This is a genomic window from Pseudomonas sp. GOM7, assembly GCF_026723825.1.
Classification (GTDB): domain Bacteria; phylum Pseudomonadota; class Gammaproteobacteria; order Pseudomonadales; family Pseudomonadaceae; genus Aquipseudomonas.
Map to the genome: position 1 here is coordinate 2,477,509 of NZ_CP113519.1, position 25,252 is coordinate 2,502,760.

Annotated in this window: 24 protein-coding genes; 10 read left to right on the forward strand and 14 right to left on the reverse strand. The window is 63.6% G+C overall.

The annotated features are described in order from the left end of the window. Positions 1 to 376 precede the first annotated feature (376 nt). Positions 377 to 1,408: an ABC transporter substrate-binding protein gene (locus tag OU800_RS11305; protein WP_268183833.1), complete on the forward strand. Its 1,032-nt coding sequence runs from the start codon at positions 377 to 379 to the stop codon at positions 1,406 to 1,408. Here the strand turns inward: OU800_RS11305 and OU800_RS11310 are convergent, their stop codons facing one another. Beyond that, entirely contained in the window at positions 1,409 to 1,636 is a 228-nt protein-coding gene (locus tag OU800_RS11310) for a DUF2970 domain-containing protein (protein ID WP_268183834.1), read from the reverse strand. Positions 1,637 to 1,786: 150 nt separating this feature from the next. On the opposite strand from OU800_RS11310, the gene OU800_RS11315 reads away from it, so the two are divergent. Next, complete coding sequence (locus OU800_RS11315; RefSeq protein WP_268183837.1) at positions 1,787 to 3,193, forward strand: NAD(P)/FAD-dependent oxidoreductase; 1,407 nt, start codon at positions 1,787 to 1,789, stop codon at positions 3,191 to 3,193. A gap of 19 nt (positions 3,194 to 3,212) precedes the next feature. On the opposite strand, the gene OU800_RS11320 is transcribed toward OU800_RS11315, so the two are convergent. The 3 genes from OU800_RS11320 to OU800_RS11330 are packed head-to-tail and all read right to left on the reverse strand — an operon-like array spanning position 3,213 to position 6,237. Continuing rightward, complete coding sequence (locus tag OU800_RS11320) at positions 3,213 to 4,109, reverse strand: alpha/beta hydrolase (RefSeq protein ID WP_268183839.1); 897 nt, start codon at positions 4,107 to 4,109, stop codon at positions 3,213 to 3,215. 28 nt (positions 4,110 to 4,137) lie between these two features. Next, the gene (locus OU800_RS11325; protein WP_268183842.1) at positions 4,138 to 5,196 is read right to left on the reverse strand and encodes an RNA methyltransferase; all 1,059 of its coding nucleotides are present in this window, start codon (positions 5,194 to 5,196) and stop codon (positions 4,138 to 4,140) included. Positions 5,197 to 5,211: 15 nt separating this feature from the next. After that, a complete protein-coding gene (locus tag OU800_RS11330; RefSeq protein WP_268183844.1) occupies positions 5,212 to 6,237 on the reverse strand; it encodes a DUF5924 family protein in 1,026 nt (341 codons plus the stop codon). A 140-nt stretch (positions 6,238 to 6,377) separates the two neighbouring features. Here OU800_RS11330 and OU800_RS11335 point away from each other — a divergent pair, with 140 nt between their 5' ends. Next, entirely contained in the window at positions 6,378 to 6,677 is a 300-nt protein-coding gene (locus tag OU800_RS11335; RefSeq protein ID WP_268183847.1) for a DUF1883 domain-containing protein, read from the forward strand. 77 nt (positions 6,678 to 6,754) lie between these two features. Beyond that, entirely contained in the window at positions 6,755 to 6,841 is an 87-nt protein-coding gene (locus OU800_RS24355) for a hypothetical protein (RefSeq protein WP_442443143.1), read from the forward strand. 41 nt (positions 6,842 to 6,882) lie between these two features. Here OU800_RS24355 and osmE read toward each other — a convergent pair whose 3' ends face one another. After that, positions 6,883 to 7,215 (reverse strand): osmotically-inducible lipoprotein OsmE, encoded by a 333-nt coding sequence (gene osmE, locus OU800_RS11345; protein ID WP_268183851.1) that lies wholly within the window; start codon positions 7,213 to 7,215, stop codon positions 6,883 to 6,885. 113 nt (positions 7,216 to 7,328) lie between these two features. Next, a complete protein-coding gene (metH, locus tag OU800_RS11350) occupies positions 7,329 to 11,051 on the reverse strand; it encodes a methionine synthase (RefSeq protein ID WP_268183853.1) in 3,723 nt (1,240 codons plus the stop codon). A gap of 292 nt (positions 11,052 to 11,343) precedes the next feature. Between metH and OU800_RS11355 the strand changes: the two genes are divergently transcribed. The 3 genes from OU800_RS11355 (at position 11,344) to nfuA (ending at position 15,591) form a co-directional block, all read left to right on the forward strand. After that, the gene (locus tag OU800_RS11355; RefSeq protein ID WP_268183854.1) at positions 11,344 to 13,623 is read left to right on the forward strand and encodes a fatty acid cis/trans isomerase; all 2,280 of its coding nucleotides are present in this window, start codon (positions 11,344 to 11,346) and stop codon (positions 13,621 to 13,623) included. 293 nt (positions 13,624 to 13,916) lie between these two features. Next, complete coding sequence (locus OU800_RS11360) at positions 13,917 to 14,936, forward strand: acyltransferase family protein (RefSeq protein ID WP_268183855.1); 1,020 nt, start codon at positions 13,917 to 13,919, stop codon at positions 14,934 to 14,936. 70 nt (positions 14,937 to 15,006) lie between these two features. After that, positions 15,007 to 15,591, forward strand: a complete 585-nt coding sequence (nfuA, locus tag OU800_RS11365) for a Fe-S biogenesis protein NfuA (RefSeq protein ID WP_268183856.1) — start codon at positions 15,007 to 15,009, stop codon at positions 15,589 to 15,591. Between the two features lie 565 nt (positions 15,592 to 16,156). Here nfuA and OU800_RS11370 read toward each other — a convergent pair. From OU800_RS11370 to OU800_RS11395, 6 genes are all read right to left on the reverse strand, one after another. Next, positions 16,157 to 16,666: an HPP family protein gene (locus OU800_RS11370; protein WP_268183858.1), complete on the reverse strand. Its 510-nt coding sequence runs from the start codon at positions 16,664 to 16,666 to the stop codon at positions 16,157 to 16,159. Beyond that, positions 16,660 to 16,896 carry a DUF1272 domain-containing protein gene (locus tag OU800_RS11375; protein WP_268183861.1) on the reverse strand — a complete coding sequence of 79 codons (237 nt, stop codon included), beginning with the start codon at positions 16,894 to 16,896 and terminating at the stop codon, positions 16,660 to 16,662. The genes OU800_RS11370 and OU800_RS11375 overlap by 7 nt, the downstream gene beginning before the upstream one ends. Next, entirely contained in the window at positions 16,889 to 17,911 is a 1,023-nt protein-coding gene (locus OU800_RS11380) for a GlxA family transcriptional regulator (protein ID WP_268183863.1), read from the reverse strand. Before OU800_RS11380 ends, OU800_RS11375 begins: the two co-directional genes overlap by 8 nt. 127 nt (positions 17,912 to 18,038) lie before the next feature. Then, positions 18,039 to 18,311, reverse strand: coding sequence for a hypothetical protein (locus tag OU800_RS11385; protein ID WP_268183866.1), 273 nt, complete (start codon positions 18,309 to 18,311; stop codon positions 18,039 to 18,041). Positions 18,312 to 18,516: 205 nt separating this feature from the next. Continuing rightward, positions 18,517 to 19,680 (reverse strand): catalase family protein, encoded by a 1,164-nt coding sequence (locus OU800_RS11390; RefSeq protein WP_268183869.1) that lies wholly within the window; start codon positions 19,678 to 19,680, stop codon positions 18,517 to 18,519. Between the two features lie 26 nt (positions 19,681 to 19,706). Further along, entirely contained in the window at positions 19,707 to 21,581 is a 1,875-nt protein-coding gene (locus OU800_RS11395) for a di-heme-cytochrome C peroxidase (RefSeq protein ID WP_268183871.1), read from the reverse strand. A gap of 182 nt (positions 21,582 to 21,763) precedes the next feature. Here OU800_RS11395 and OU800_RS11400 point away from each other — a divergent pair, with 182 nt between their 5' ends. Further along, positions 21,764 to 22,228 carry a DUF3429 domain-containing protein gene (locus OU800_RS11400; RefSeq protein ID WP_268183873.1) on the forward strand — a complete coding sequence of 155 codons (465 nt, stop codon included), beginning with the start codon at positions 21,764 to 21,766 and terminating at the stop codon, positions 22,226 to 22,228. Here the strand turns inward: OU800_RS11400 and OU800_RS11405 are convergent. Beyond that, a complete protein-coding gene (locus tag OU800_RS11405) occupies positions 22,199 to 22,747 on the reverse strand; it encodes an AAA family ATPase (RefSeq protein WP_268183875.1) in 549 nt (182 codons plus the stop codon). The two genes, OU800_RS11400 and OU800_RS11405, sit on opposite strands and share 30 nt — an antisense overlap. Then, entirely contained in the window at positions 22,744 to 23,313 is a 570-nt protein-coding gene (gene pnuC / locus OU800_RS11410) for a nicotinamide riboside transporter PnuC (protein WP_268183877.1), read from the reverse strand. The genes OU800_RS11405 and pnuC overlap by 4 nt, the downstream gene beginning before the upstream one ends. A gap of 335 nt (positions 23,314 to 23,648) precedes the next feature. Here pnuC and OU800_RS11415 point away from each other — a divergent pair, with 335 nt between their 5' ends. After that, entirely contained in the window at positions 23,649 to 24,479 is an 831-nt protein-coding gene (locus tag OU800_RS11415) for an undecaprenyl-diphosphate phosphatase (protein ID WP_268183880.1), read from the forward strand. After that, a complete protein-coding gene (locus OU800_RS11420) occupies positions 24,476 to 25,198 on the forward strand; it encodes a DUF1294 domain-containing protein (protein WP_268183881.1) in 723 nt (240 codons plus the stop codon). Before OU800_RS11415 ends, OU800_RS11420 begins: the two co-directional genes overlap by 4 nt. Positions 25,199 to 25,252: the final 54 nt, after the last annotated feature.

Genomic DNA, 25,252 nt, shown 5'->3' on the forward strand with positions numbered 1-25,252 from the left:
TATAAACCTAGGTTTGGGGAATAAGACGGAGATGAAGCATAACCAGAAGGTTTGAGCCTTGGCCGTGCCTGGTCTTAACTGCAACTGTGTCCCCCACGAACATAACAACAGGTGGAGCCATGAGCGAGCACAGTGAAACTCAGCATAGCGACAGCGTCGTCGACGCCTGGGCCATCTTCTGTCTGATCCTGATCGTCGTCGGTACCGCCATCTTCTGGGTCAGCGGGCAATAGCACGGCGCTTCGGGCGCCTACTATCAGCGTCTGCGGCGAATGGTAACAAGTACTGTCGTCCCATCCTGTCGTCTCTGCCGATATACTGCGCCTCGCGAAATGGGAGGCGCATGGTGAACAGGTGGTGGCTAGGGATTGGGCTGATGCTGTGCTGCACGCTGGTGCAGGCAGGGAAAGATGGCCTGTCGGTGGTGTTCCTGAATCCCGGATTCAGCGACGAGCGGTTCTGGAGCGATTACTCGCGCTACATGCAGGACGCCGCCGACGATCTGGGCATGGACTTGCGCGTGCTCTATGGCGAGCGCGACAACCAGCGCATGCTGGGTAATGCGCGCCGGGTGTTGGACGGCAAGCATCCCGATTATCTGATTTTCACCAACGAGCAATTTTTCGGCCCGCAGGTTCTGCGCCTGTTCGAGCACAGCGAGGTGCGCCTGTTTGCCTTGCACAGCACCCTGGGCCCGGCGCAGCAGGCATTGATCGGCGGCAGCCGCGAACGTCATGGCAACTGGCTGGGCAGTCTGATTCCCAATGACGAGGAGGCCGGCTACCTGATGGGCCGTGAGTTGATTGCCCTGAGCCAGGGAAAGCCGACGCAGATGCTGGCATTTTCCGGAGTCAAGCAAACGCCATCGGCCACTCTGCGTCTGCTCGGGCTGCAGCGTGCGTTGGATGAGGCGCCCCATGTACGCCTGGTGCAGGCGGTGTATGGCGAATGGCAGGAGCAGCGGGCCTATCAGCAGGCCTCGAGCCTGCTGCCGCGCTATCCGGATGTCGAGCTGGTCTGGACGGCCAACGATGCCATGGCATTTGGCGTCATGCGGGCTGCCAACGAGCTGGGCAGACCCCTTCGCTACGCCACTTTGAACAATTCTGCGCGGGTATTCCAGGCGCGTATCGATGGGCGTGTCGAGGTGCTGCTCAGTGGCCACTTCCTGCTCGGTGCCTGCGCCATGGTGATGCTTCACGATCACGCCAAGGGGCTGGACTTCGCGGCGCGCGGCGGCAAGGATCAGGTAGCCCGGCTGTTGCGTGTGATCGACGAAGACGCCGCGCAAACTTTGCAGGCCCGTCTTGCCCGCAATGATATGGGGCTGGACTTCAGGCGTTTCAGTGCGCTTGGCAAGGCCGGCATGCGCGCCCCTGGCTGTTCCATCGAGCCGTTGCTGGAGTGATCAGCCCACCGCCAGGTGCATGATCAGCTTGACGATGCCCAGCAGCACCAGGACGAATACGCCGGTGAACAGCACGCCGAGCAGGATGAAGTGGCTGGGCTTGCCGCGGCTGAAATCGCGGCTGCGGTTCTTGCCGCTCTGCACGCCGAAGGCAGCGGCCAGCACGCTGTGCAGCATTTCCCAGAAGCTCAGCGGTGGTTGTTGGGGCTCTTTCTCCTGATCACTCATAAGCCTTTCTCCTTCGCTGTTGAAAGCATAGCCGAGCTTACGCATGGCGACGTCAACTCCCAAGCAACTCTTTCCTGCATCCCGCGCCTGGCAGGGCATCGCCAGACCATGGTGCAATGCGACTTGCACCGGCATTGGATGGAGGAGTGAATGAATTCCTGGCGCAACATAAGCCTGTGGATGGACCGGCTCGATGATCCGCTGCAGGCGCGGCCCAGCCTGCAGGCCGATTTACAGGCTGACGTGGCGATCATCGGCGCCGGGTATACCGGACTGTGGACAGCCTATTACCTCAAGCGCCAGGCACCGCAACTGCGCATCGTGATGCTGGAGGCCGAGACTGCCGGTTTCGGCGCTTCCGGGCGCAATGGTGGCTGGCTGATGGGCAATCTGCTCGGCGAGGATCGTCTGCTCGCCAAGTTGCCAGCGGTCGAGCGCAAGGCGTCCTTCGACCTGCTGCATGGCATTCCCGATGAAGTGGCCTCGGTGGTAGCCCGTGAGGGGATCGACTGCGATCTGCGCAAGGGCGGTGTGCTGTATTGCGCGGCGCGCTACCCCGAGCAGGAGGTGCGCCTGCGTGAATACCTCGTGCACCTGCGTGCGCTGGGCCTCGGTGAGGATGACTACCGCTGGTTGGCGCCGAACGAGCTGGCCGCGCAACTGCGCCTGGCCAATGCCTATGGCGCCCTGTACAGCCCGCATTGCGCGACTATCCAGCCGGCCAAGCTGGCACGTGGCCTGGCACGCTGCGTCGAAGGCATGGGCGTGGAAATCTACGAGCGCAGCCCGGTGATCGACTGGCAGCCTGGCCAGGTGCGTACCAGGCACGGTCAGGTCATCGCTGACTGGGTGGTGCCGGCCGTCGAGGGCTACGCCGCTACCTTGCCGCCGCTGGGCAACCATCAACTGCCAGTGCAGAGCCTGATCGTCGCCACCGAGCCGCTGCCGGCGGATGTCTGGGCCGGCATCGGTCTGGAGCGCGGCCAGGCCTTCAGCGAGTTCAGCCGCCAGGTCACCTATGGCCAGCGCAGCCGCGATGACCGCCTGATCTTCGGTGCGCGCGGTGGCTACCGCTTCGGCGGACGCCTGCGCAGCGACTTCAACCTCAGCGATGACGAGCAGAGCCTGCGCCGTTACCTGATGGGGGAACTCTTTCCGCAGTTGCGCAAGGTGCGTTTCACCCATGCCTGGGGAGGCAATCTGGGCATGGCGCGGCGCTTCCAGCCGCATATGCTGCGTGACACACGCAACCGCATCGCCTTGTCCGGCGGTTATGGCGGGGAGGGTGTCGGGGCCAGCAATCTGGGCGGGCGTACCCTGGCCGATCTGATTCTCGGGCGCGACAGCGAACTGCTGCGTCAGCCCTGGGTGCTGCACGATAGCCCGATTTCCCATCTGCGCCGCTGGGAGCCCGAGCCCCTGCGTTGGCTCGGCTACAACGCGATCATTCGCAGCTTCGTCCACGAGGACGAGGTGCTGGCCAATCCTCGTAGCCCGGCCTGGCGACGCCGCCTTGCACAAAGGCTGGCGGCTGGGTTGGAAAGCCTGATGTCCTGAGCGGTCAGGGCCGAGCGCTTCAAGGCAGGCCCAGCGAGCTCAGGAAGCTGTCGACCCGCGCCGTATAGGCAGGGTCTGCACCCAGATCCGCGTTGATCTCGCCATGGGAGCGATCCTCGCGCACCACGCTGACCGTCACACCGAGCTGGCGTGCCTTGGCCGCATAGGCGTCGGCCTGCGGGCAGGCGTCGCGGCGCCGGGTCGAGCAGACTGCCAGCAGCGGGTGCGCATCGTTGCGCAGCACATGCAGGGGCGAGGCTTTCTGCCAGTAGCTGCTGTCCTTGCCAAAGGCACGGTCGTAGAGCGGCAGATGGCGCCCCTGCATGACGGCCGGTACATCGAAGGCGGCGCTGTCCAGGGCGACGGTGCCGAGCCACGAAGGCGAAACCCCAGGTGCCAGTTGCGGGTCGCTGTTCAGCAGGGCGACCAGATGAGCGCCGGCGGAATGCCCTATCAGCGCCAGTCGTGCCGGATCGCCGCCCCAGCCTCGGGCCTGGCGCTGCACGGTCGTCACGGCCTGCGCCACATCGCTGGCCTGGGTCAGCGGATCGGCCTCCGGCAGCAGACGATAGTTGCTCGATACCAGGATGTAGCCCTTGCCCAGCCAGTGCCGGGTCTTGTTCTCGACCACTGCGTCGCGGGCCTTGTCGCCGGTGTACCAGCCCCCACCGTGCACCATGAACAGGATGGGCGCACTTTGCGGGTTGGGTGGTAGGTAGACGTCGAAGACCTGCCTTGGGTGCGTGCCGTAAGGCTGATCGTGGAGGACGCGGCTGCCGGCCGGCAGCTCGACCAGCAGTTGCTGTTCGCTGCGTACTTCGCGGCGTTCTTCGAGTTTTTCACGCAGGATGCCGGCCTGGGCCGTGATGGGCAGACACAGCGCTACGAGGATGAGTAGGGCGAGGCGGTGGGGCATTGAGCACTCCTTCAGGGAACGCCAGGCCTCATGTTAGTGCAGATCGGCTCGGCGATTGGCGATCCAGATTACGCACCTTGATCAGTTCGGTGGCGCGGGCGCGCAATTGTCCGCAGCCGCCATCGACATCCTGGCCAGCCGAGTTGCGCACCTTGGTCAGTACGCCACGGCTGTGCAAGTAGCGCACCATCTCGACGATGCGCTCGCCGTCCGGGCGCTGGTAGTCGTCCGCTTCCAGGCTGTTGTAGGGGATCAGGTTGAGCACGGCGAACTTGCCCTTGAACAGGCGCAGGATGTTGTCCATCTCCTCCTGGCTGTCATTGATGCCCTTGAGCAGCGTCCACTGGTACTGAATCGGGTAATCGATGGTCCGGGCATAGGCTTCGCCCAGCTCCAGCAGATCTTCGGGGTCGATGCGCGGCGCCTTCGGCAGCAGGCGCTGGCGCAGTTCGGCATCGGTGGTATGCAGCGACAGGGCCAGGGCAGGGCGCACGCGCTGCTGCGGCAGGCGCTCGAACACGCGCGGGTCGCCCACCGTGGAGAACACCAGGTTGCGCTGGCCGATGCCGCCCTCGGTGCCGAGCAGGTCGATGGCCTCCAGCACGTTGTCGAGGTTATGCGCCGGCTCGCCCATGCCCATGAACACCACCTTCTTCACCGGGCGAAAGCGTCGCCCCAGGGCCACCTGGGCGACCATCTCGGCGCTGCTGAGCTGGCGCAGCAGGCCGCTCTTGCCGGTCATGCAGAACACGCAGCCCACGGCGCAGCCGACCTGGCTGGAGATACACAGACCGTCGCGCGGTAGCAGCACGCTTTCCACCATCTGCTTGTCGGCCAGTTCCACCAGCAGGCGGGCCGACCCATCGGCGCCGGGGTGCTCGGAGCGCAGGCGGGCCAGGCCATCGAGCTCAGCGGCCAGCGCCGGCAGGCCCTGGCGCACCGACAGCGGCAGGAAGTTCTCGGTCTTCTGATGCTTGGTGCCGGTGTCCAGCGGCTTGCCTTGCAGCCAGGCACGGGTGATGCGCCCGATATGCTGGGGTTTGGCGCCTAGGGCGGCGAGATGTTGGCTGATGTCGGAGAGCTGCATGGGGCGCGGATGCTATCACTTGGCCGGGGCGTCGACCACGTCGAAGCGCAGCACGCCGATCATCTGTCCGGCCTCGGTCACCACCTCGACCTGCCACTGGCCCAGAGCATCGCCGGGAAAGTGCAGCTTGTGCGTCCAGGCGCGGTAGCCCTGCTTGCGTCCGCCCTGGATATCCAGGGCAATGCGATCCACCTCGCGACCGTTGTGCCGCCAGACGTGATAGATGCGCTCGTTCAGGCCGCGTGGTGCGTTGATCGCGGTGTAGGCGTAGAGCCCGTCGTCCTGCAGTTGCGCCAGGGTCACGCTTTCCAGTTGTTCGCCCGGCGTGCGCAATTGGCCATCGAAGCGATCGCTGATGGCCACCTCGGTCAGCCACAGGGTGGCGGGCGGCACCCACACGCGCGCCACCCAGCCGCCGGCGGCCAGCACCAGCGGCAGCAGGGCGAAGGTGAGGATGCGGCGCCAGCCTGAGGAGCCGATCAGCCCGGACAGGCTGGGCAGCGCCAGCAGCGTGGCCAGCGCCAGCGAGATGCCATAACTCTGCGGCGTGCTCAGGTGGAAGATGATCGGCAGGGCGGTGAGCATCACCGCGAACAGCGTCAGGGTGTGGAAGCTCAGCAGCAACCAGCGCCGTGGTGCCAGCCAGCGGTAGTAGATGGGGTCGGTGATCGAGGCCAGCGCGGCGGCGGCCAGCAGGCCACTGAACAGCAACTGCCCGCTGTTCCAGGTGGTGGTGATGAAAAAGAACGGCAGAACGAAGAACAGGCTTTCCTGATGGATCATCTGCGTGGCGTAGCGCAGCAGTGGCAGCGGCAGCTCGAAACCGAAGCGCTGGGCGATACGCTCACGCAGCAGGTTTTCCAGAATCAGCCAGACCCAACTGACCAGCAGCACCACGCCCAGTACTTTGGCCAGATGTGCCTGGCGATCCACCAGCAGAAAGCTGGCCACCCCCGAGCAGAAGCCGAACAGGGCGATCAGGCCTGGGTAGCGGTGCATCCAGGCGAGCAGAGTGGGGATCTTGTCGAGCAGGGCTTTCATCGAGGGCAGCGCAGGTGGAGTGCAAGGCGGGCATGCTAGGCAGGCTGGCGGCGTGGTGCAAGCGGATCGTCGACGGTGCTGGCGATGCCGCGCCGCTTGCGGCACTATTGCGCCCCCGTTTCACCACCGAGTCCGAATCGATGAAATTCATCCATCAACGCGAGCAACTGGAAGAGGGCGATCTGGTGGTCATCCAGTGTTCGCAGCCGTGCAATATCCGCCTGATGAACGATGCCAACTTCCGTGCCTTCAAGAACCGTGGCCGGCACAGCTACCACGGCGGCGCCTTCATCAAGTTCCCGGCGAAGATCAGTGTGCCGTCCAGCGGCTTCTGGAATATCACCATCGACACCGTCACCCGCAAGGCGGTGAGCATGACGCGCAAGCCGCAGCTCGAGTACAGCATCACCATCAAGCGTCAGCGCCGCGAAGGCGTTTGAGTCGGGGAGAAAAACTCTAAACCTCGGTGCTCCGGGCCAGGTCACAGCTGTGTGAACTGGATAAAAAGGAGCACCCCATGCTGAAATTTCTCGGTAGCACCGTCGGTATCATCTTCATCATCGGCCTGATCGTGGTCATTGGCCTGTTCAAGCTGCTGTTCTGAACCTCGCTCGCCCCGCTGCCAGGCAGCGGGGCGAGCCTTCATCACAGGCGACGCTGGTTGTCCTGGTGCTGTGCGCAGGTCATGAAGCCCTTGCTGTCTACCCGGCCGTTGGCGTCGAAATTCACGTAGTAGGGCTGCTCCACACCTTTGGCATAGAGCACGTACTCGTTGCAGGTGCCGCCGGTGTAGCGGTTCTGCTCCTGCGAGGAGGGCGGGCCTCCGATCGTGCGAACCTGCTCCTGGGTCATGCCATCTTCGACCTGCTTGACCAGGGGTTCATCGCTAAAGGTCACGTAATCGACGGGGTTCTCGAAGGTCGAGCAGCCGCCGAGGGTGGCGGCTACGGTCAGTACTGCCAGGCTGTGCTTGTACATGTCGTCGCTCCAGGGTTTGAGCCGCAATGGCTCGACACTGATATGGAGCGACGTGCTGGCGCTGGAGTTCGAGTTTTTTCGGCGCCGGCCACCCGTTCAGGGCGCCGCCGCACTCAGTCGTCGTAACCCAGGTTCGGCGCCAGCCAGCGTTCGCTGATGGCGATGTCCTGACCCTTGCGCTGGCTGTAGCGCTCGATCTGATCCTTGTCCACCTTGCCGACGGCGAAGTACTGCGCCTCGGGATGGGCGAAGTACCAGCCGGACACGGCTGCCGCCGGGAACATGGCGTAGTGCTCGGTGAGGAACACGCCGCTGCGCCCGGCCTTGTTGTAATCGGCCTCGGGGTCGAGCAGCTTGAACAGCGTGGCCTTCTCGGTGTGATCCGGGCAGGCCGGATAGCCGGGGGCAGGGCGGATGCCCTTGTACTGCTCGCGAATCAGCGCCTCGTTGTCCAGTTGCTCGTCCGCCGCGTAGCCCCAGTACTCCTTGCGCACGCGCTCGTGCAGCCATTCGGCGCAGGCCTCGGCCAGGCGGTCGGCGAGGGCCTTGACCATGATCGAGTTGTAGTCGTCGCCCTTGGCCTCGTAGGCCTTGGCCACTTCCTCGGCGCCAATGCCGGCGGTGGTGATGAAGCCACCCACATAATCCGTAATGCCGCTTTCCTTGGGCGCGACGAAGTCGGCCAGGGACAGATTCGGCTTGCCATCGGGCTTGATGGTCTGCTGGCGCAGGTGGTGCAGGGTGGCCAGCTTCTCGCCGCTGTCGCCGTAGACTTCGATGTCGTCGTCACGCACCTGGTTGGCCGGCCAGAAGCCGAACACGGCGCGGGCCTTGATCAGCTTTTCGTCGATCAGCTTGCGCAGCATCGCCTGGGCGTCGTTGAACAGGCTGGTGGCCGCCTCGCCGACGATCTCGTCGCTGAGGATGCGCGGGTACTTGCCGGCCAGATCCCAGGAGATGAAGAAGGGCGTCCAGTCGATGTACTCGGCCAGCACGTTGAGGTCGATATCGTCCAGCACCTGGGCACCGGTGAATGTGGGCTTGGGTGCGACGTAGCCGTTCCAGTCGAAGGCCGGTTTGTTGGCGATGGCGTTGTCGTAGCTCAGGCGCTCGGTGCGGGTGGCGCGGGCGGCAGTGCGTTCGCGCACCACGGCGTAGTCCTCGCGGGTCTTCTGCACGAAGTCGGCTTTCAGTTCCTTGGACAGCAACTGAGTGGCAACGCCCACGGCGCGCGAGGCGTCGGTGACGTAGACCACGGCATCGTTGCTGTACTGCGGATCGATCTTCACCGCCGTGTGCGCCTTGGAGGTGGTCGCGCCGCCGATCATCAGCGGCAGGTTGAAGCCCTGGCGCTGCATTTCCTTGGCGACGTGCACCATCTCGTCCAGCGACGGGGTGATCAGGCCCGACAAGCCGATGATGTCGCACTTCTCGGCGATGGCGGTCTGCAGGATTTTCTCCGCCGGCACCATCACGCCCAGATCGACGATATCGTAGCCATTACACCCGAGGACGACGCCGACAATGTTCTTGCCGATGTCGTGCACGTCGCCCTTGACCGTGGCCATGAGGATCTTGCCCTTGGCTTCCGGCTTGTCGCCTTTCTCGGCTTCGATGAAGGGAATCAGGTGCGCCACGGCCTGCTTCATCACCCGGGCGGACTTGACCACCTGAGGCAGGAACATCTTGCCCGAGCCGAACAGGTCGCCAACCACGTTCATGCCGCTCATCAGCGGGCCCTCGATCACTTCGATGGGGCGCGCGCACTGCTGGCGGCATTCCTCGGTGTCTTCGACGATAAAGGCGGTGATGCCCTTGACCAGCGCGTGTTCCAGGCGCTTGTCCACCGGCAGCGAGCGCCACTCTTCGTTCTCGACTTCCTTGGCGGCGCCGTCGCCCTTGTACTTGTCGGCGATGGCCAACAGCGCTTCGGTGGCGCCGTCGTTACGGTTGAGCACCACGTCCTCGACCGCGTCGCGCAGCTCCTTGGGAATCTCGTCGTAGATCTCCAACTGACCGGCGTTGACGATGCCCATGGTCAGGCCGTTCTTGATCGCGTAGTAGAGGAACACCGAGTGGATCGCCTCGCGCACCGGGTTGTTGCCACGGAAGGAGAACGACACGTTGGACACACCGCCGCTGGAAAGGGCAAACGGCAGGTTGTCGCGGATATAGGCGCAGGCCTCGATGAAGTCCACCGCGTAGTTGTTGTGCTCCTCGATGCCGGTGGCCACGGCGAAGATGTTCGGGTCGAAGATGATGTCTTCCGGCGGGAAGCCCACTTCGTTGACCAGAATGTCGTAGCTGCGCTGGCAGATTTCCTTCTTGCGCGCGGCGGTGTCGGCCTGGCCCACTTCGTCGAAGGCCATCACCACCACGGCGGCGCCATAGCGTTTGCACAGGCGAGCATGATGCTTGAACGCCTCGACACCTTCCTTCATGGAAATCGAGTTGACGATGCCCTTGCCTTGAATGCATTTGAGGCCGGCTTCGATCACCTCCCACTTGGAGGAGTCGATCATGATAGGCACGCGGGAAATGTCCGGCTCACCGGCGATCAGGTTGAGGAACCTGACCATCGCCGCCTTGGAGTCGAGCATGCCCTCGTCCATGTTGATGTCGATGACCTGGGCACCGGCTTCCACCTGCTGCAGGGCGACTTCCAGGGCCTCGGTGTAGTTCTCCTCGCGGATCAGGCGGGCGAACTTGGCGCTGCCGGTGATGTTGGTGCGCTCGCCGACGTTGACGAACAGCGAGTTGCGATCGATGGTGAAGGGCTCCAGGCCCGACAGGCGGCAGGCTTTGGGAATATCCGGGATCACGCGCGGCGAGTACTTGGCCACCGCCTCGGCGATCGCCTGGATATGCGCTGGGGTGGTGCCGCAGCAGCCACCGATGATGTTAAGGAAGCCGCTGGCAGCGAACTCTTCGACCACTGCAGCCATTTCTGCCGGGCTCTCGTCGTACTCGCCAAAGGCGTTGGGCAGGCCGGCGTTGGGGTGGGCGGAGACATGGGTGTCGGCCTTGTTGGCCAGCTCTTCCAGGTACGGGCGCAGGTCCTTGGCGCCGAGGGCGCAGTTAAGGCCCACGGAGATCGGCTTGGCGTGGCGCACCGAGTTCCAGAACGCCTCGGTGGTCTGCCCGGACAGGGTACGGCCGGAGGCGTCGGTGATGGTGCCGGAGATCATGATCGGCAGTTCGACGCCGTCTTCCTCGAACACCTGCTGCACGGCGAAGATCGCCGCCTTGGCGTTGAGGGTGTCGAAGATGGTCTCGATCAGGATCAGGTCGGCGCCACCCTCGATCAGCCCGCGGGTGGCTTCGGTGTAGTTCTCCACCAGCTCGTCGAAGGTGACGTTGCGGTAGCCGGGGTCGTTGACGTCCGGGGAGATCGAGCAGGTGCGGCTGGTCGGGCCTAAGACGCCTGCGACGAAGCGCGGGCGATCCGGGGTTTCCAGGGTCTTGGCGTCGCAGACTTCACGGGCGACGCGGGCACCGGCCAGGTTCAGCTCGTAGACCAGCTCCTCCATGTCGTAGTCGGCCTGCGACACGCGAGTGGCGTTGAAGGTGTTGGTCTCCAGGATATCGGCGCCGGCATCCAGGTAGGCCCTCTCGATCTCGGCGATGATCTGCGGCTGGCTGAGCAGCAGCAGGTCGTTGTTGCCCTTGACGTCGCTGGGCCAGTCGGCAAAGCGCTCGCCCCGATAATCGGCCTCGTCCAGCTTGTAGCTCTGGATCATGGTGCCCATGCCGCCATCGAGGATCAGGATGCGTTCCTTGAGGGCTTGTTGAAGGGCTTGCAGCCGGGCGCTGCGATCACTGAGCGTGCTGGACATGGTCAACCTGTCTGGCCTGGAGAAAAAGGGGGCAAATCATAGCAAGGATGCAGCGCTTTCGGACGATGCAGGGTTTTCCATGAATTTCATTCATGTTGGTGCGGGCGGCTCAGTAGTCATCGATGTGAGTGATGCGCTGGGGCGCCCTCTCGCGAATGGGCGTAGACAGCAGGCCTGTCACTGCATACCTGGCTGGGGTGAATGGCTTTCAGGGCATTTGTAACCGGCGCCCCGCTGTAGCGAAGCGCAGTTATCGGTAGAATCGAGCGCATTCCCTCCCTGGACGATCCCGATGCCCCTTCGCTCGCTGCTTGCCTTCACGCTGCTGTTGGCTTCCCTGGGTGTGCGCGCCGCTGCCATTTCCTATGTCGATGAGGTGCAGCCGATCCTCACGCAGAAATGCGTCGCTTGCCACACCTGCTACGATGCCCCCTGTCAGCTCAACCTGGGCAGTGCCGAAGGCGCGCAGCGCGGGGCGAGCAAGGCGTTGGTGTATGACGGCACGCGCACCGAAGCGCAGCCGACCACGCGGCTGTTCTATGACGCGCAGGGAGAGGCGGCCTGGCGCCGCCGCGACTTCCATTCCGTGCTCGATGCCCAGGGCGGCCAGGCGGCTCTGCTGGCGCGCATGCTGGAGCTGGGGCGCAGCCAGCCACTGCCGACCAATGCCAAGTTGCCGGCCGATCTGGACATCGCCATCACCCGCAGCAACACCTGCCCGCTGCCAGGCGAGTTCGATGACTATGCCCGCAAGAATCCCCATGGCGGCATGCCCTTCGCCGTCACCGGCCTGAGCGATGCTGAATACGCCACGCTGGCGCGCTGGCTGGAGCAGGGCGCGCCGGTGCAGAGCCAGCCGATCAAACCGACGGCGGCCGAGCAGCGCCAGGTGGACGACTGGGAGCGCTTCCTCAATGCGCCGGGCGCGCGTGAGGCGCTGGTGTCGCGCTGGATTTACGAGCACCTGTTTCTTGCCCACCTGTATGTGGAGGGGGGCGAGCAGACGCACTTCTTCCAACTGGTGCGCTCGCGCACGCCCAGCGGCCAGCCGGTGGATCCGATCGCCACGCGGCGGCCCAACGACGATCCCGGCACCAACTTCTACTACCGCCTGTGGCCGATCCAGGGCGTGATCGTGCACAAGACCCACATCACCTATCCCCTCAGCACGCAGAAGCTCGAGCGGGTGCGCCAGCAGTTCTTCGCCGATGACTGGACGGTGGATGCACTGCCCGGTTACGGCGCGCAGCGCCGGGCCAACCCCTTCGCCACCTTCGCCGCCATCCCACCCCGTGCGCGCTACCAGTTCATGCTGGATAACGGCGAATACTTCGTGCGCACCTTCATTCGCGGCCCGGTATGCCGGGGGCAGATCGCCACGGACGTGATTCGCGACAATTTCTGGGCCCTGTTCCAGGATCCCGAGCATGATCTCTACATCACCGATGCCGAGTATCGTGAGCAGGCCACGCCGCTGCTGGCCATGCCAGGGCAATTCGACGACATCGGCGACCTGCTGGGCCTGTGGCTCGATTACCGCGACAAACGCAACGAATACGAGGATCTGCGCCGCGCCGCCTACGCCGATGCTCCGGCGCCTGGCTGGTCGAGCATCTGGAGCGGCAACGACAATGCGCTGCTGTCGATCTTCCGTCAGCACGACAGCGCCTCGGTGCGCAAAGGGTTGCTGGGTGAGATTCCACAGACCCTCTGGCTGCTGGATTACCCCTTGCTGGAACGCACCTATTACCAGCTCGTGGTCAACTTCGACGTCTATGGCAACGTCTCGCACCAGGCGCAGACACGCCTGTACTTCGACCTGATCCGTAACGGCGCCGAGGTCAACTTTCTCCGCCTGCTGCCGCCCGAGTCGCGCCGGGCCTACCTAGACGACTGGTACCAAGATAGTGGCAAGCTGAAGATGTGGCTGGATTACACCAAGATCGACCATCGCACGCCGAGCGCACTGTCCTTGCCTGGGCCGGATGCCAAACGCAGTTTCGCCGGGCAATTGCTCAGCCGTTACGCTGCCTTCGATGCGCGGCCCGACCCGATCAACCGCTGCGTCAATGGAAGCTGCTACCGTGAGGGGCTCAAACCGCAACAGCGTGATGTGGAGCAGAGCCTCAGTCGTCTGGCCAGCCGCCCGGCTGCAGGGCTCAAGGTGATCGAGCAGATGCCGGAGGCGACCATGCTGCGCGTCGAGTTCGCCGATGGCACGCGGGAGATCTACAGCCTGCTGCGCAACCGTGCGCACAGCAACGTGGCCTTCATGCTCGGTGAGGAGCTGCGCTACCAGCCAGGGCTGGATACTTTGACCATCTACCCGGAAGTGCTCTCCAGCTACCCCAACTTCCTGTTCAACCTCAAGGCCGAGGAGGTCGAGGCGTTCGTTGGGCAGATGCAGCAGGTCAGCGACGCCCAGGGCTTCGAGGCCATCACCCAGCGCTGGGGCATCCGCCGCAGCCATCCGCAGTTCTGGTTCTACTTCCACGACCTGGGCGAGCGCATTCGCGAAACCCAGCCCATCGAGGCCGGCGTGCTGGACATGAACCGCTACGAGAACCTGTAAGAACCTGTTCACGATCTCGCGAGCTAGAGCCAGGCAAGGTGAAACCAGGCGAAAAAGCGCATTGTACGAGTTGTAAATGAGCATTTTGAGGCGGGTTTCAACGCAGCATGGCCGACGCGCAGCAGATCGTGAACAGGTTCTAACGTCATTCGCGGCCGGCATTGGCCTTGTGCCGCTGCCAACGCTCGTCGGGTTTCGCCGACCTTTCTCTCACCACAGCGGTCGGACGCTGTGGTTGCCTGCTTGCAGGCAGTCTCGTGACAATTTCAACGAGAGGGGGGAATGGCGTTTCCATGCTGGTTTCAGTTCAGGCATTGCGGGCGTTGGCGGCCTGGGTCGTGGTGTTTCACCATGTCATGCAGGTGTTCTTCAACTTCAAGGCCGATAGCTTCATCGGGCGGCTGTTTGCCGAACGCGGCGCTGTTGGCGTCGACATCTTCTTCGTCATCAGCGGGCTGGTGATCCATCTTTCCAGCCGGGGCAAGGCCATCACGCCCTGGCGCTTCATGCTCAATCGCGTGCTGCGCATCGTGCCGGCCTACTGGCTGTATTCACTGATAGCGGCTGCGATCATCGCCTTCGCCAATCCGGTGATGCCGGTGCAGGAGTTCGACCTGCACCACCTGTTGCTCTCACTGTTCTTCATTCCCGCCGAGAACCCGGGCGGTTTCGGCCTCTATCCCACCCTCAATGTTGGCTGGACGCTGAACTACGAGATGTTCTTCTACTTGCTGTTCGCCCTGGCGTTCTGCGTCCCCGAACGGCTGCGTCTGTTGTGCATCGCCGCCATGCTGGTGAGCTGCGCGTTGCTGGCGCGGCAGCCCTGGGTGAGCGACTTCTACCGTAATGGCATCGTCTACGAATTCCTCTTCGGCATGGCCCTGGGCATGGCCTATGAGCGTGGCTGGATTCGCCAGGGGGTCTGGCTGCCGCTGCTGGTGATCGCCGCATCGCTGCTGACCATCTACCACTTCGACAACTCCATGCGCCTGCTGCATTGGGGCGTTCCGAGTGCATTGATAGTCGCTGCCTGCATCGCCATGGAACCCTGGTTCAAGGACAATCGTCTGCTGAGCCGGATGGGCGACTGTTCCTACTCGGTCTATCTGCTGCACGTGATCATCCTGTCACTGGGCTGGTACGTGCAGGCCAGTCTGGATCTCGCGCCGGCGGTCGTCATCGCCGTCTGCATACCGCTGATCGCAGTGGCCGGGTGGGGCAGTTACGAGTGGATCGAGCGACGTTTCTTCGTTCGCGCCAAGGCCTGGGTCGAGGCGCGTTCAGGCCGTCGGGCGCTGCAGTCGCTATCCTGAGTAAATTAGTAGGACTATATTCACGGCGTCACTTGGCGTACACTGCGCCGCATGACCGTGAGGAGTTGCCATGAGCACTATTACCATTACCGATGCCGCCCATGACTACCTGGCCGAGCTGCTGAGCAAGCAGGACACTCCGGGTATCGGCATTCGTATCTTCATCACCCAGCCGGGTACGCCCTACGCGGAAACCTGCATCGCCTATTGCAAGCCGGGCGAACAGAAAGCCGAAGACACAGCGGTCGGCCTGGCCAGCTTCACCGCCTGGATCGACGCCATCAGCGAACCCTTCCTGGAAGACGCCGTGGTCGACTACGCCACCGATCGCATGGGTGGCCAGCTAACCATCAAGGCGCCGAATGCCAAGGTGCCGATGGTCAACGAGGACAGCCCGCTCAACGAGCGCATCAACTACTACCTGCAGACCGAGATCAACCCCGGACTGGCCAGCCACGGCGGCCAGGTATCGCTGGTGGACGTGGTGGAAGAGGGCATCGCCGTGCTGCGCTTCGGCGGTGGTTGCCAGGGCTGCGGCCAGGCGGACTACACCCTCAAGGAAGGTATCGAGAAGACCCTGCTCGAGCGCATTCCCGAACTCAAGGGCGTGCGAGATGTGACCGACCACAGCAATCGCGAGAATGCCTACTACTGAGGCACATTCGCGACGGCTCCAACAGAAAAGGCGCCTGATACGTTCGGCGCTTTTTTGTTTTTGGTGGAGTGTTGGGAGTAGGTTCTGACATGAATTGGCAATTCGGTGTTGGTTAGTTGAGTATCTGTTCCGAGTTGCCGCGTTTTTGCTGATGTTTTTGGTTTCGCCCTCCCGGGCGAGTCACTTTTGCCCCGGATGGCCGGCCCGACAAAAGTAACCAAAACCTCCGCCCTTTCATCCGGCCCTGGCTGCGCCAGGGTTCGCTCACTCCATCGCCGCTCCAGAGGCCCGACCGGATGCGGCCCACCGACGGTGGGCCATCCATGGCCCATCGCGGCTCTCGCGACATCCATGTCGCTCAACCTCTTCCACGGCGATTCCGTTCGCCCTCCTGGGCGGGCTCTGCACGCGCCTGAAACTGCGGTAACTCAGGTGTAGCTGGGAGCTCTCGCAAGAGCAACATCGAACGGCTGTGGACGTCGAGTCAAATAGTTTCGGGCGCGCACCCTTCAATTGCGTACTGGCGGAGCAGTACGCTGCTGCAAGCTACAAAGAACCTCTGCCCTCACCAATACTTGGGATAGCGCCCTGAGCGCGTGGCGTTGTTGTACAGCAACGCCAGCAGTATCAGGATCAGCGCGCCACTCAAGGTGGGGAATAGCAGGAACCCCCAGCCCGGTTGCGCCAGAAAGATGATCACCGGGTTCGAGCCCGCCGGTGGGTGCACGCTGCGGGTCAGCATCATCAGGGCAATGGCCGACCCCACTGCGATGGCCAGCGACCAGATATCAGGCCCCAGCAGATGCAGGCAGAGCAGGCCCACCAGGCTGCTCAGAACATGCCCCAGCAGCACGTTGCGCGGCTGCGAGAAGGGCAGGTCGGGGTAGCCGAACACCAGCACGCAGGAGGCACCGAAAGAACCCAGCAGCAGGCTGGCCGAGAGCAGGTTGGCGCTGACGGCGATGCTGCCGATGGCGAGAAAACCGCCGAGCCAGGCCAGGGCGATCTGGCGTGCCGGTGGCAAGGGCGGCAGTGGCGCCTGGTCGCCGCGTAGCTTGGCGAAGAATTTCAGCATGCTGTGGCTCTCCTCACGCGAGTGCTGGAAGCAGGATTGTTGATCAGTTTGGCGGGTGGGCGAACCGGGCGTCGCACCAGTTCGCCATCGCAGTTGGGGCAATGTCCAGCCAGGCGCTGCTCGGCGCAGTCGCTGCAGAAGGTGCACTCGAAGGAGCAGATGCGAGCGTCCAAGCTGCTCGCTGGCAGGTCGCGATCGCAGCATTCGCAGTTGGGGCGTAGCTCAAGCATGGAGAGGTTCCTGAATGGGCTGGCCGAAGCGCTGCAGGTAGTCCTGCGGGCTGATGGCCAGGTGTTTGTGAAAGCTGCGGCGCAGGTTCTCCGGATGGCCGAAGCCGGTCAGCCGCGCTACGGTGGCAATCGAGGCCTGGGCGTCCTGCAACAACAGGCGGGCGGCTTCCAGGCGTACCCGTTCGACGTAGCGCCCTGGGCTCATGCCCAGTTCCTGGGCGAACAGGCGTGACAGGGTGCGCGGCGTCATGTGTGCCTGGTTGGCCAGCGCCTCGAGCGACAGGTCGCTGCCGAGGTTGAGGGGGATCCACTCGAGCAGGGCTGTCAGGCGCGGTACGCGGCTGGGTTCGGGGGTGAGCAGCGCGCTGAATTGCGCCTGCCCACCGGGGCGGCGCAGAAACATCACCAGGCGACGCGCGACGGCCAGCGCCATGGGTCGCCCCTGATCGGCTTCCACCAGTGCCAGGGCCAAGTCGATGCCGGCGGTGACGCCAGCTGAGGTGAACAGGTGCGCCGAGCCGCCGTGATCCTTGGGATCGTAGGTGTGCAGGCAGTCGGCGAGCACTTCGACCTGCGGGTAGCCCAGGCGCAGGGTTTCGGCATCGGCCCAATGGGTGGTGGCGCGGCGGCCATCGAGCAGGCCGGTGGCGGCGAGGATCAGTGCGCCCGAGCAGATCGAGCCCAGGCGGCGGATGCGCGGCTCGCTGTCGCGCAGCCAGGTCAGCAGCGCCTGATTCTGGCATTGCGCTGCTTCGCCCAGGCCGCCGGGTATCAGCAGTGTATCCAGCGAGTCGGCTGCACGCTCACGCCAACTGCCATCGGCCACCAGTTGAAAACCGGCCGAGGTACGGACCGGGCCGGACTCATCGGCGAGCAGTTGCAGGTGGTAAGCGGGGGGCAGCCCCTGGCGCTGGCGTTCGACGTTGGCCGAGGCGAACACCTGCAATGGCCCGGTGACGTCGAGGCTCATGACATCGGGGTAGATCAGGCTGGCGATGGTTCTGGGCGCATCCATGGGGAACCTCCTGGAGGACGGGAGGCAGTGTGCGCTGAGGCGGGGATGGCAACAAGGACATCAGGCCCACGAATCTTGCCAATTTCGCGGCCTTTGGGGGCGCCACTCGGGCGCCCCGGGCGGCAGGTTAAGCCGGCATGCTCCAGGGAGCCAGGTCGAAGCCCTGATTGCGCAACTCCTCACGGGAGCGGTTGAGGGCTTCGGCCAGTTGCTGCGGATCGCTGTAGGTGGCGCTGGACAGTTGAGTGCGACCGAGCACGCGGGTGCTGGTACGGTCGATCACGCTGATGCTGACCACGGCGCTGCCATCCTGCTGCGGGCTCCAGGCAACGCATTGGAAGGGTTGAAAAGCACGGTCGGCGATCAACAGTGCATCGTTAAAACGGAGCGGGGTATTCATGGTTGGTTTCTCCCAAGGGCTTGCCAACAACTTAAATGGTGGCCGCGGGTTATTTGTGCGGCCTTTCAAGTCTGTTGATGAGCGGACTCGGGTGTTAAGTCACATCCATTCGGAAAAAGTTTTCAAAGTGCGTAAAAGTGCCGCAGGCGCTATTTGAAAGCGACGTTTGCAGGCAACTTTTACGACCAGAAGTTCCCTTGTTCCTTTATTCCGGTTGCGCGGCCGGTTGGCCTTGCGGAGCATCGTTACGCTCGTGCCGGTAAGCGCTGACCGCCTCGTATACCGCCTTGCGCAGCCGGTTGATACCACCGATGGGGCGGTGTTCGGCAAGTGAATGCCAGGGGTTGAAGGACAAATTGTCGCAGAACAGGTTTTGTTCGCGGCTATCGAAGTCCTGTGGCGGCAATGTGATACGCGCCACGCTTTGGAACGGCGAAATCTTTTCGCTCCACTTTACGCTCGGGTCTTCGATGGGCATGTAGTACTGCGCGTTCTGTTTTTGTACCTGCAACTCGAAACAGGCCGGCATGCGGTCGAGCGAAAGTTGCTGATAAAGGGCATTGCGCAAGAAGTTGGGCAGGGCCTGGTTCTGCTCGGGCAGGTTATAAGGCGGGCAGTTCTGTGGCGCCGGTACCACGCGGTACTTGATGTTGGCCGGGCCAAGCTTGTATGGGGCGATGGAGTTGTAGGTGGTGGCCACCGGGCTTTCCGGGGCGGGGGCCAGGGTCTTCAGGGCGATGAACAGGTGGCGGACTTCCCAGGTGCGTGGATCCCAGCTAGGGAAGAACGCCAGCACCTTCTTGCCATCGGCCTGGGCGGCGAAGTTGCTGCGGTATTCAGCCACATCGCGGACGAAGAACACCGGATGATTGAACATCACGAAGTCTTGCTCGCTGGCATGCGCTGGGCTGTGCATGAGCTTTTCGCCCGGTACGTCGAGCAGTTTGATGGCCATGCCGCGGGCATCGCGGGCGCGGTCGAACTGTGGGTAGGCGTTGCCATTGGACAGGCGTACCCAGGCTTGCCAGGTCTTGCCCGGCTCGCTGAATACCCCCTGGCGCAGATCGGCGTCGAGGTCGTCGAGCACCTGTACCTCGCCCTTCACGCAACCATGGGCCTTGGCATGGGCATCACGCAGGACGCGGGTATTGTCGCGGTGCTGCTCAACCACGCGCACGGCGTCCTCGATGATCAGGCGGGTCAGCGCCGCCTCGTCCGGCGGAATCTGCTCTTCATTGGCCACCGGGCCGGAGAATTTCTGCGCGTAATAGAGCTCGCCCACGCCCCAGCCCAGCAGGCCGAGCAGCGCCAGGGTGAGCAGGAGTTTGCCGAGGACGCGGCCAAGCCAGAGCCAGAAAGCTTTCAACATGGGTGGATTCCTTCTTCTCGTTCTTATCAGCTTTCGCAGCTCGGGGGTGGCGTGCTCGGGCGCACCGGGACGTCGCTTAGCTGGGCTTCCAGCGGCGGGTTGCCCAGCACCTTGAGGTATTCGATCAGGGCCAGGCGCTCATCCGGGGACAGGGCTCGGCCGATCACGCCTTGCTGGCGACAGCCATCGCGGAATTCATGACCGCCGTTGCCATTACCGGTCACACGGGTATCGAAGAAGAACCCGCCGGGAAATTTCTCGGTCTGGAAGCCGACGAACTTGGGGTCGTACTCGAAACTGCCGACCCAGAAGCTGCTTTGCCGCTCGTAGACCGGCGAGAGCAACTGGAACAGGGTCGGCACTGAACCGTTGTGCAGGAAGGGCGGCGTGGCCCAGATGCCATCCAGTGGTCTGGCCTTGTAGCCGCGCAGCTCCTGCACGCCAATGGGCAGGCCGTAGCCGTCCATCACCTGACGCTCCCGTGGTGGGATACCAGCGTCCTGATAGGCGCGGTTTTCCACGTAGGAGGTGATATAGGCCAGGCCCTTGGCGCTGGAGATGCTCTTGAAGTCCACCTCGTCGAGGCTGGAGCCGAACAGGCGCACGTCCAGCTTGCTCAGCTCAGCCTTGGTCCAGCCCAGGCGGCTGATGTCGAAGCGGTGGTCGGCGATGTTGTCGGCCGTGGTCGGATCGGTGCCGATCACGCTGAGCGGCACGATATGCATGCGCCACTCGGGATCACGGCTGGGGGCCAGGCGCTGGTCGACGGGTTTGGGATCCGGCGCGTGGCAACGGGCGCAGTTCTCGCTGAACAGGGCCTTGCCCTGGCTGGCCAGCGGCAGGTCGATCTTGCCCAGCACCTCTTGCGGCCAGTGCGGCGGTTGCAGGCGCTGGAGCGTTTCCTCGAGGGTATGGAGGTCTTGTAGGCGCACGCTGGAGGCGTAGCGGTCGGCTTCGGGGATGGGTTGGCCATGGCCGTCGAGCAACTGCAGGGTGGCACCGACGCCCAGTGCTTCGCCAACGTTGCGCGCCATCGGCTGCATGGCCGAGCCGTTCCATTGCACCCAGTCGAACTTCCAGATGTCCCAGAGTTGCGGGTAGCTGACCGGGCCGTTGGCGATGCGATAGTTGGCTGGGTCGATGGCGTCGCCGAACACGGTATTGGCGATACGGCCGAAAGCATCGGTGCGGCCGAAGCCCTCTTCGGTGGGGTAGAGGCCGCGGTGCCAGTCGTTGGCGGCGGTTTCCAGCAACTCGTCGAGCACCTGCTTGAAGTCCTCGCGCAGGCGTTCGCGCCCTTGCGGGTACTGCTCGCCCAGCACCTCGCGGGCGAAACGGCGGAATTTCAGCGGATTGTAGTAGGTGAAGAGCATGCTCATGCCCAATGCCTGGCCAAAGCCGCCGCCGCGCAGGGTCGGCACCGTCGAGGCCAGGGAATGCAGTGCGGCGCCACCGTCGATACGCACGGCCTGGCCACGATAGCGCAACTCGCCGGTGTGGCAGGCAGCGCAACTGATATCCAGGTACTGCTCGCCGCTCTCGCTGTCCTCGTGGCGGGTGAAACCGACCGGCAGGTTGCCCGGGTTCAGCGCGCTGGGCCGTTGGTTGGGGTCGATGAGCAGGCCGAAGCGTGCCAGGTACTCGGGACGGGCGAATCGGCTCGAGCCGAAGGGCATTTCCAGGGCGGTGAACCACTCGTAGCGCATGCCCTTGAGCTGCGTGCCCTGCGGCGTGTAGTAGTAGGTCTGGCGGTCGGCCTCCGACCATTGGTCGAGGTAGTGCAACTGCTCGGGTTGCTGATAGCTGGGCAGGTTCGGGTTGGCGACGTAGTAGAGGACGACTGCCAGGGCGATCAGCGCCAGCAACAGAACCAGTTTGAAAACTCGGCGGAGCAGGCGCATCGGGGTGTCTCCTTCAATGGAGTTCTTTTTAAGGCTGCTGTTATGCCAAGCCCGTAGTCCGTTGGCAAGTTGCCATCAATTGTAGACGAGCCATTTCTTGCACTTTTGTCTCTGCTTCTCTACGGCATGCTGGGCGCGGGCCTGCTAAGGTGCATGCGAACCCATCATGCAAGGACAGGCTCATGCATCCGTTCGAGGCCGAGAAACCTCCACAGTTGGCCCTTCTGCTGGGTTATGCCGGGCTGTTGCCTTTCGTCTTCGGGGCGCTGGGGATCTGGCTGATCCCGCAGGGTTGGCGCGCCTTCGTGCTCGAGGCGCTGCTCGACTACGCGGCGGTGATTCTGGCATTCATGGGGGCCATTCACTGGGGCCTGGCCATGCGCGCTGAGGCGAGCGAGAGCCAGGCGCAACTGCAGCTCGGGCTGTCGGTGATTCCACCGCTGCTAGGCTGGGTGGCGATTGCCAGTGGGCTGACCACCAGCCTGGTACTGCCGATCTTCCTGTTCGCCTTCAGCGGCCTGTACCTGGCCGATCTGCACGCGGTGCGTGTCGGCCTGGCACCGAAGTGGTACCCGGCGTTGCGCACACCGCTGACCCTGGTGGTGTGCCTCTGCCTGCTACTGGCCTGGGCCAGTGTGCTCGCTTGAGGCGAGCAGGGCTTTGATGTGGTGTTGGGTCGTCTGCCAGCGTTGCTCCCAGTCGCCGCCGACTGAATGGAACACCTGACCCGTGCTCTGCAGCCAGTGCTGGCAGGCCTTGTGGAAGCCCAGGCGATCCTGCAGCTCCGGTTGACAGCGCTGGCCATCGTCGCACCAGGGCACGCCGCGCGGGTCGAGTAGCAGATGCAGGTCGTAATGCCGGCGCAGCAGTTCCGCTTCCAGCCACTCGGGCACAGCGGCGAACAGGCTGCGGCTCCAGAGGATGTTGCTGAGCAGATGGGTGTCGAGAATCAGCAGGTGAGGGCGCTCGGCCCGCGCCTGATCTTCCCAGGCCAGTTGCCCCTGGGCGATGACGGGGATGTCGGCATAGCAGGTATCGCGCTGTTCGCGCTCGATGAAGTGGCGCACATATTCGCCGACCACGCGCCCGCCGAAGCGCTGGGCGATGCGCTGCGCCAGCCAGCTCTTGCCGGTGGACTCCGGCCCGGTCAGCACCACGACCTTCATGCGGCCGACCGCAATGCCAGATCCTTGCGCCAGCCGAGCCAGCCGCTGATGGCCAGCAGGGTGAACAGGGCGTACAGCACGGCGGTCAGGTAGAGGTCGGTGGCGATGAAGAACGCCACGTAGCACAGATCCACCACTATCCACAGCACCCAGCATTGCGCGCGTTTCTGCGCCATCCACCACTGCGCCACCAGGCTGAAGGCGGTGAGGGCGGCGTCCAGCCAGGGGGCGCTGGCATCGGTGAAGGTGGCCATCGCATAGCCCAGCAGCAGGGCCCCCAGCACTCCGGCTGCCAGATCACGAACAACGCCCGGCATGGGCAGCATGCTCACCTGACGCCCTTCATGACGCTCACCGCCGCGCGTCCATTGCCACCAGCCATAGAGCTGCAGGGCGGCGAACAGCACCTGCAACAGCAGATTGGAATACAAGCGCCAGTCGTAGAACAGCCAGGTATAGAGCAGCACCATTACCAGCCCGATGGGCCAGCACCAGGGGTTCTGCCTGACGGTCAGCCAGACCGAGATGATGCCAAGGCCGGCGGCCAGCAATTCGAGCCAGGACATCGCTCACCCTTCGCTGAAAAAGGCGCGATTGTAGCGCCAAGTCAGTCTGGATCAAACGCGGAACTGCCGATTCAGCTCCTCGGCCAGGTGCTTGATTAGCACGGTGATGCCCCGCACTAGCATGAGCCAGAGGCGCCCCATGGAAACCTTAGGAAGGTACTCTGCACGCTATCGGCATAAGGCTGCCGCCTTCGCGACCTTTGTCTGATAGCATCTCGGCCGGTCGAAAGCAGGCTCCTGATCGCAGGAACCTCTCCATTACGCTCCTGTCCCAGGGGCGGGGAACGCTTCACCACCATTCAAAGCACCGTATTGCCGTATTTCTGGGGGAGTCAATGGATATCTGGATGGCCTTTCAGGCCCTGATTCTGGGCGTAGTCGAGGGGCTTACCGAGTTCTTGCCGATTTCCAGCACTGGCCACCTGATCGTGGTAGGCGACCTGCTGGGCTTCAATGGTCAGACGGCTACGGCATTCAAGATCATCATTCAGCTCGGTGCCATTCTGGCCGTGATGTGGGAGTTCCGTGCCCGCGTGTTCGGCGTGGTCGTGGGCCTGCCGCGCGAGCGCAAGGCTCAGCGTTTCACCTTCAACCTGCTGCTGGCGTTCATTCCGGCAGTGATCTTCGGCCTGGCCTTCGCCGATCTGATCGAGCATTGGCTGTTCAACCCGATCACCGTCGCCACGGCGCTGATCGTTGGTGGGTTGATCATGCTCTGGGCGGAGAAGCGCGAGCATGCGATCAAGGCCGAAACGGTGGATGACATGGACTGGAAGCTGGCCCTGAAGGTTGGTTTCGCCCAGTGCCTGGCCCTGATTCCTGGCACCTCTCGCTCCGGCGCAACCATCATCGGTGGTCTGGTGTTCGGCCTGTCGCGCAAGGCGGCCACCGAGTTCTCCTTCTTCCTGGCGATGCCGACCATGGTGGCGGCCACGGTGTACTCGCTGTTCAAGTACCGCGACATCCTGCATCTCGACGACCTGCCGATCTTCGCCATTGGGTTCGTCACCACCTTCATCGTGGCGATGATCACCGTGCGCGTCTTGCTCAGGTTCATCGCCAACCACAGCTATGCCGTGTTCGCCTGGTACCGCATCGCCTTCGGCCTGGTGATCCTGGCCACCTGGCAGTTGCACCTGATCGACTGGAGCACCGCGCAACCGTGATCGGCAACGAGCGCAAGGGGCTTCTGAAACACTGGGACGACGCCAAGGGCTTTGGTTTCATCCAGCCGCAGGGTGGCGGTGCCGAGCTGTTCGCCCATATCTCGGTGATGCGTGGGGAGCGCCGTCCCCAGGCAGGGGATGAGGTGTTCTATATCGAGGGGCGTGACCCGCAGGGCAGGCCGCGCGCCGAGCACATGCGTCTGGCGGGTGAGTTGAGCCTGGATCGCCAGGCCATTCGCCGCAAGCCGGCGGCCAGGCAGGCAGTCAGCGGCCGCGAGCCAGGCAAGGCTACTCGAAGTACGCGACGGCGGCAGGGCGAAGGCATGATTCAACATTTCGGCGCCAAGGCCGTGCTGTTCCTGTCACTTTGTGCGTTGCCGCTGTTTGCTGCGCTGCTGCAACTGCGTGGCGCCCTGTGGTGGGCATTGCCGCTCTACCTGCTGGCCAGTGCGCTGAGCTTCGTGCAGTACTGGCAGGACAAACGCAGTGCCCAGCAGGGCAGGCGGCGTACACCGGAGCATACCCTGCATCTGGTCGAACTGGCCGGTGGCTGGCCGGGCGCCCTGCTGGCGCAACAGGTGTTTCGCCACAAGACGCGCAAGCTTTCCTACCAGATACCGTTCTGGCTGATCATCGCCGCGCATCAGGTGTTCTGGATCGACCTTCTGTGGCTCGATGGTGCCTACCTCGCTCGCTACATTTCGTTACCCATCCAGTAACCGCACGGGTTGCAAGGCTCGCTGGCATGAAACCGCGGTAAGCGACTATGTTGA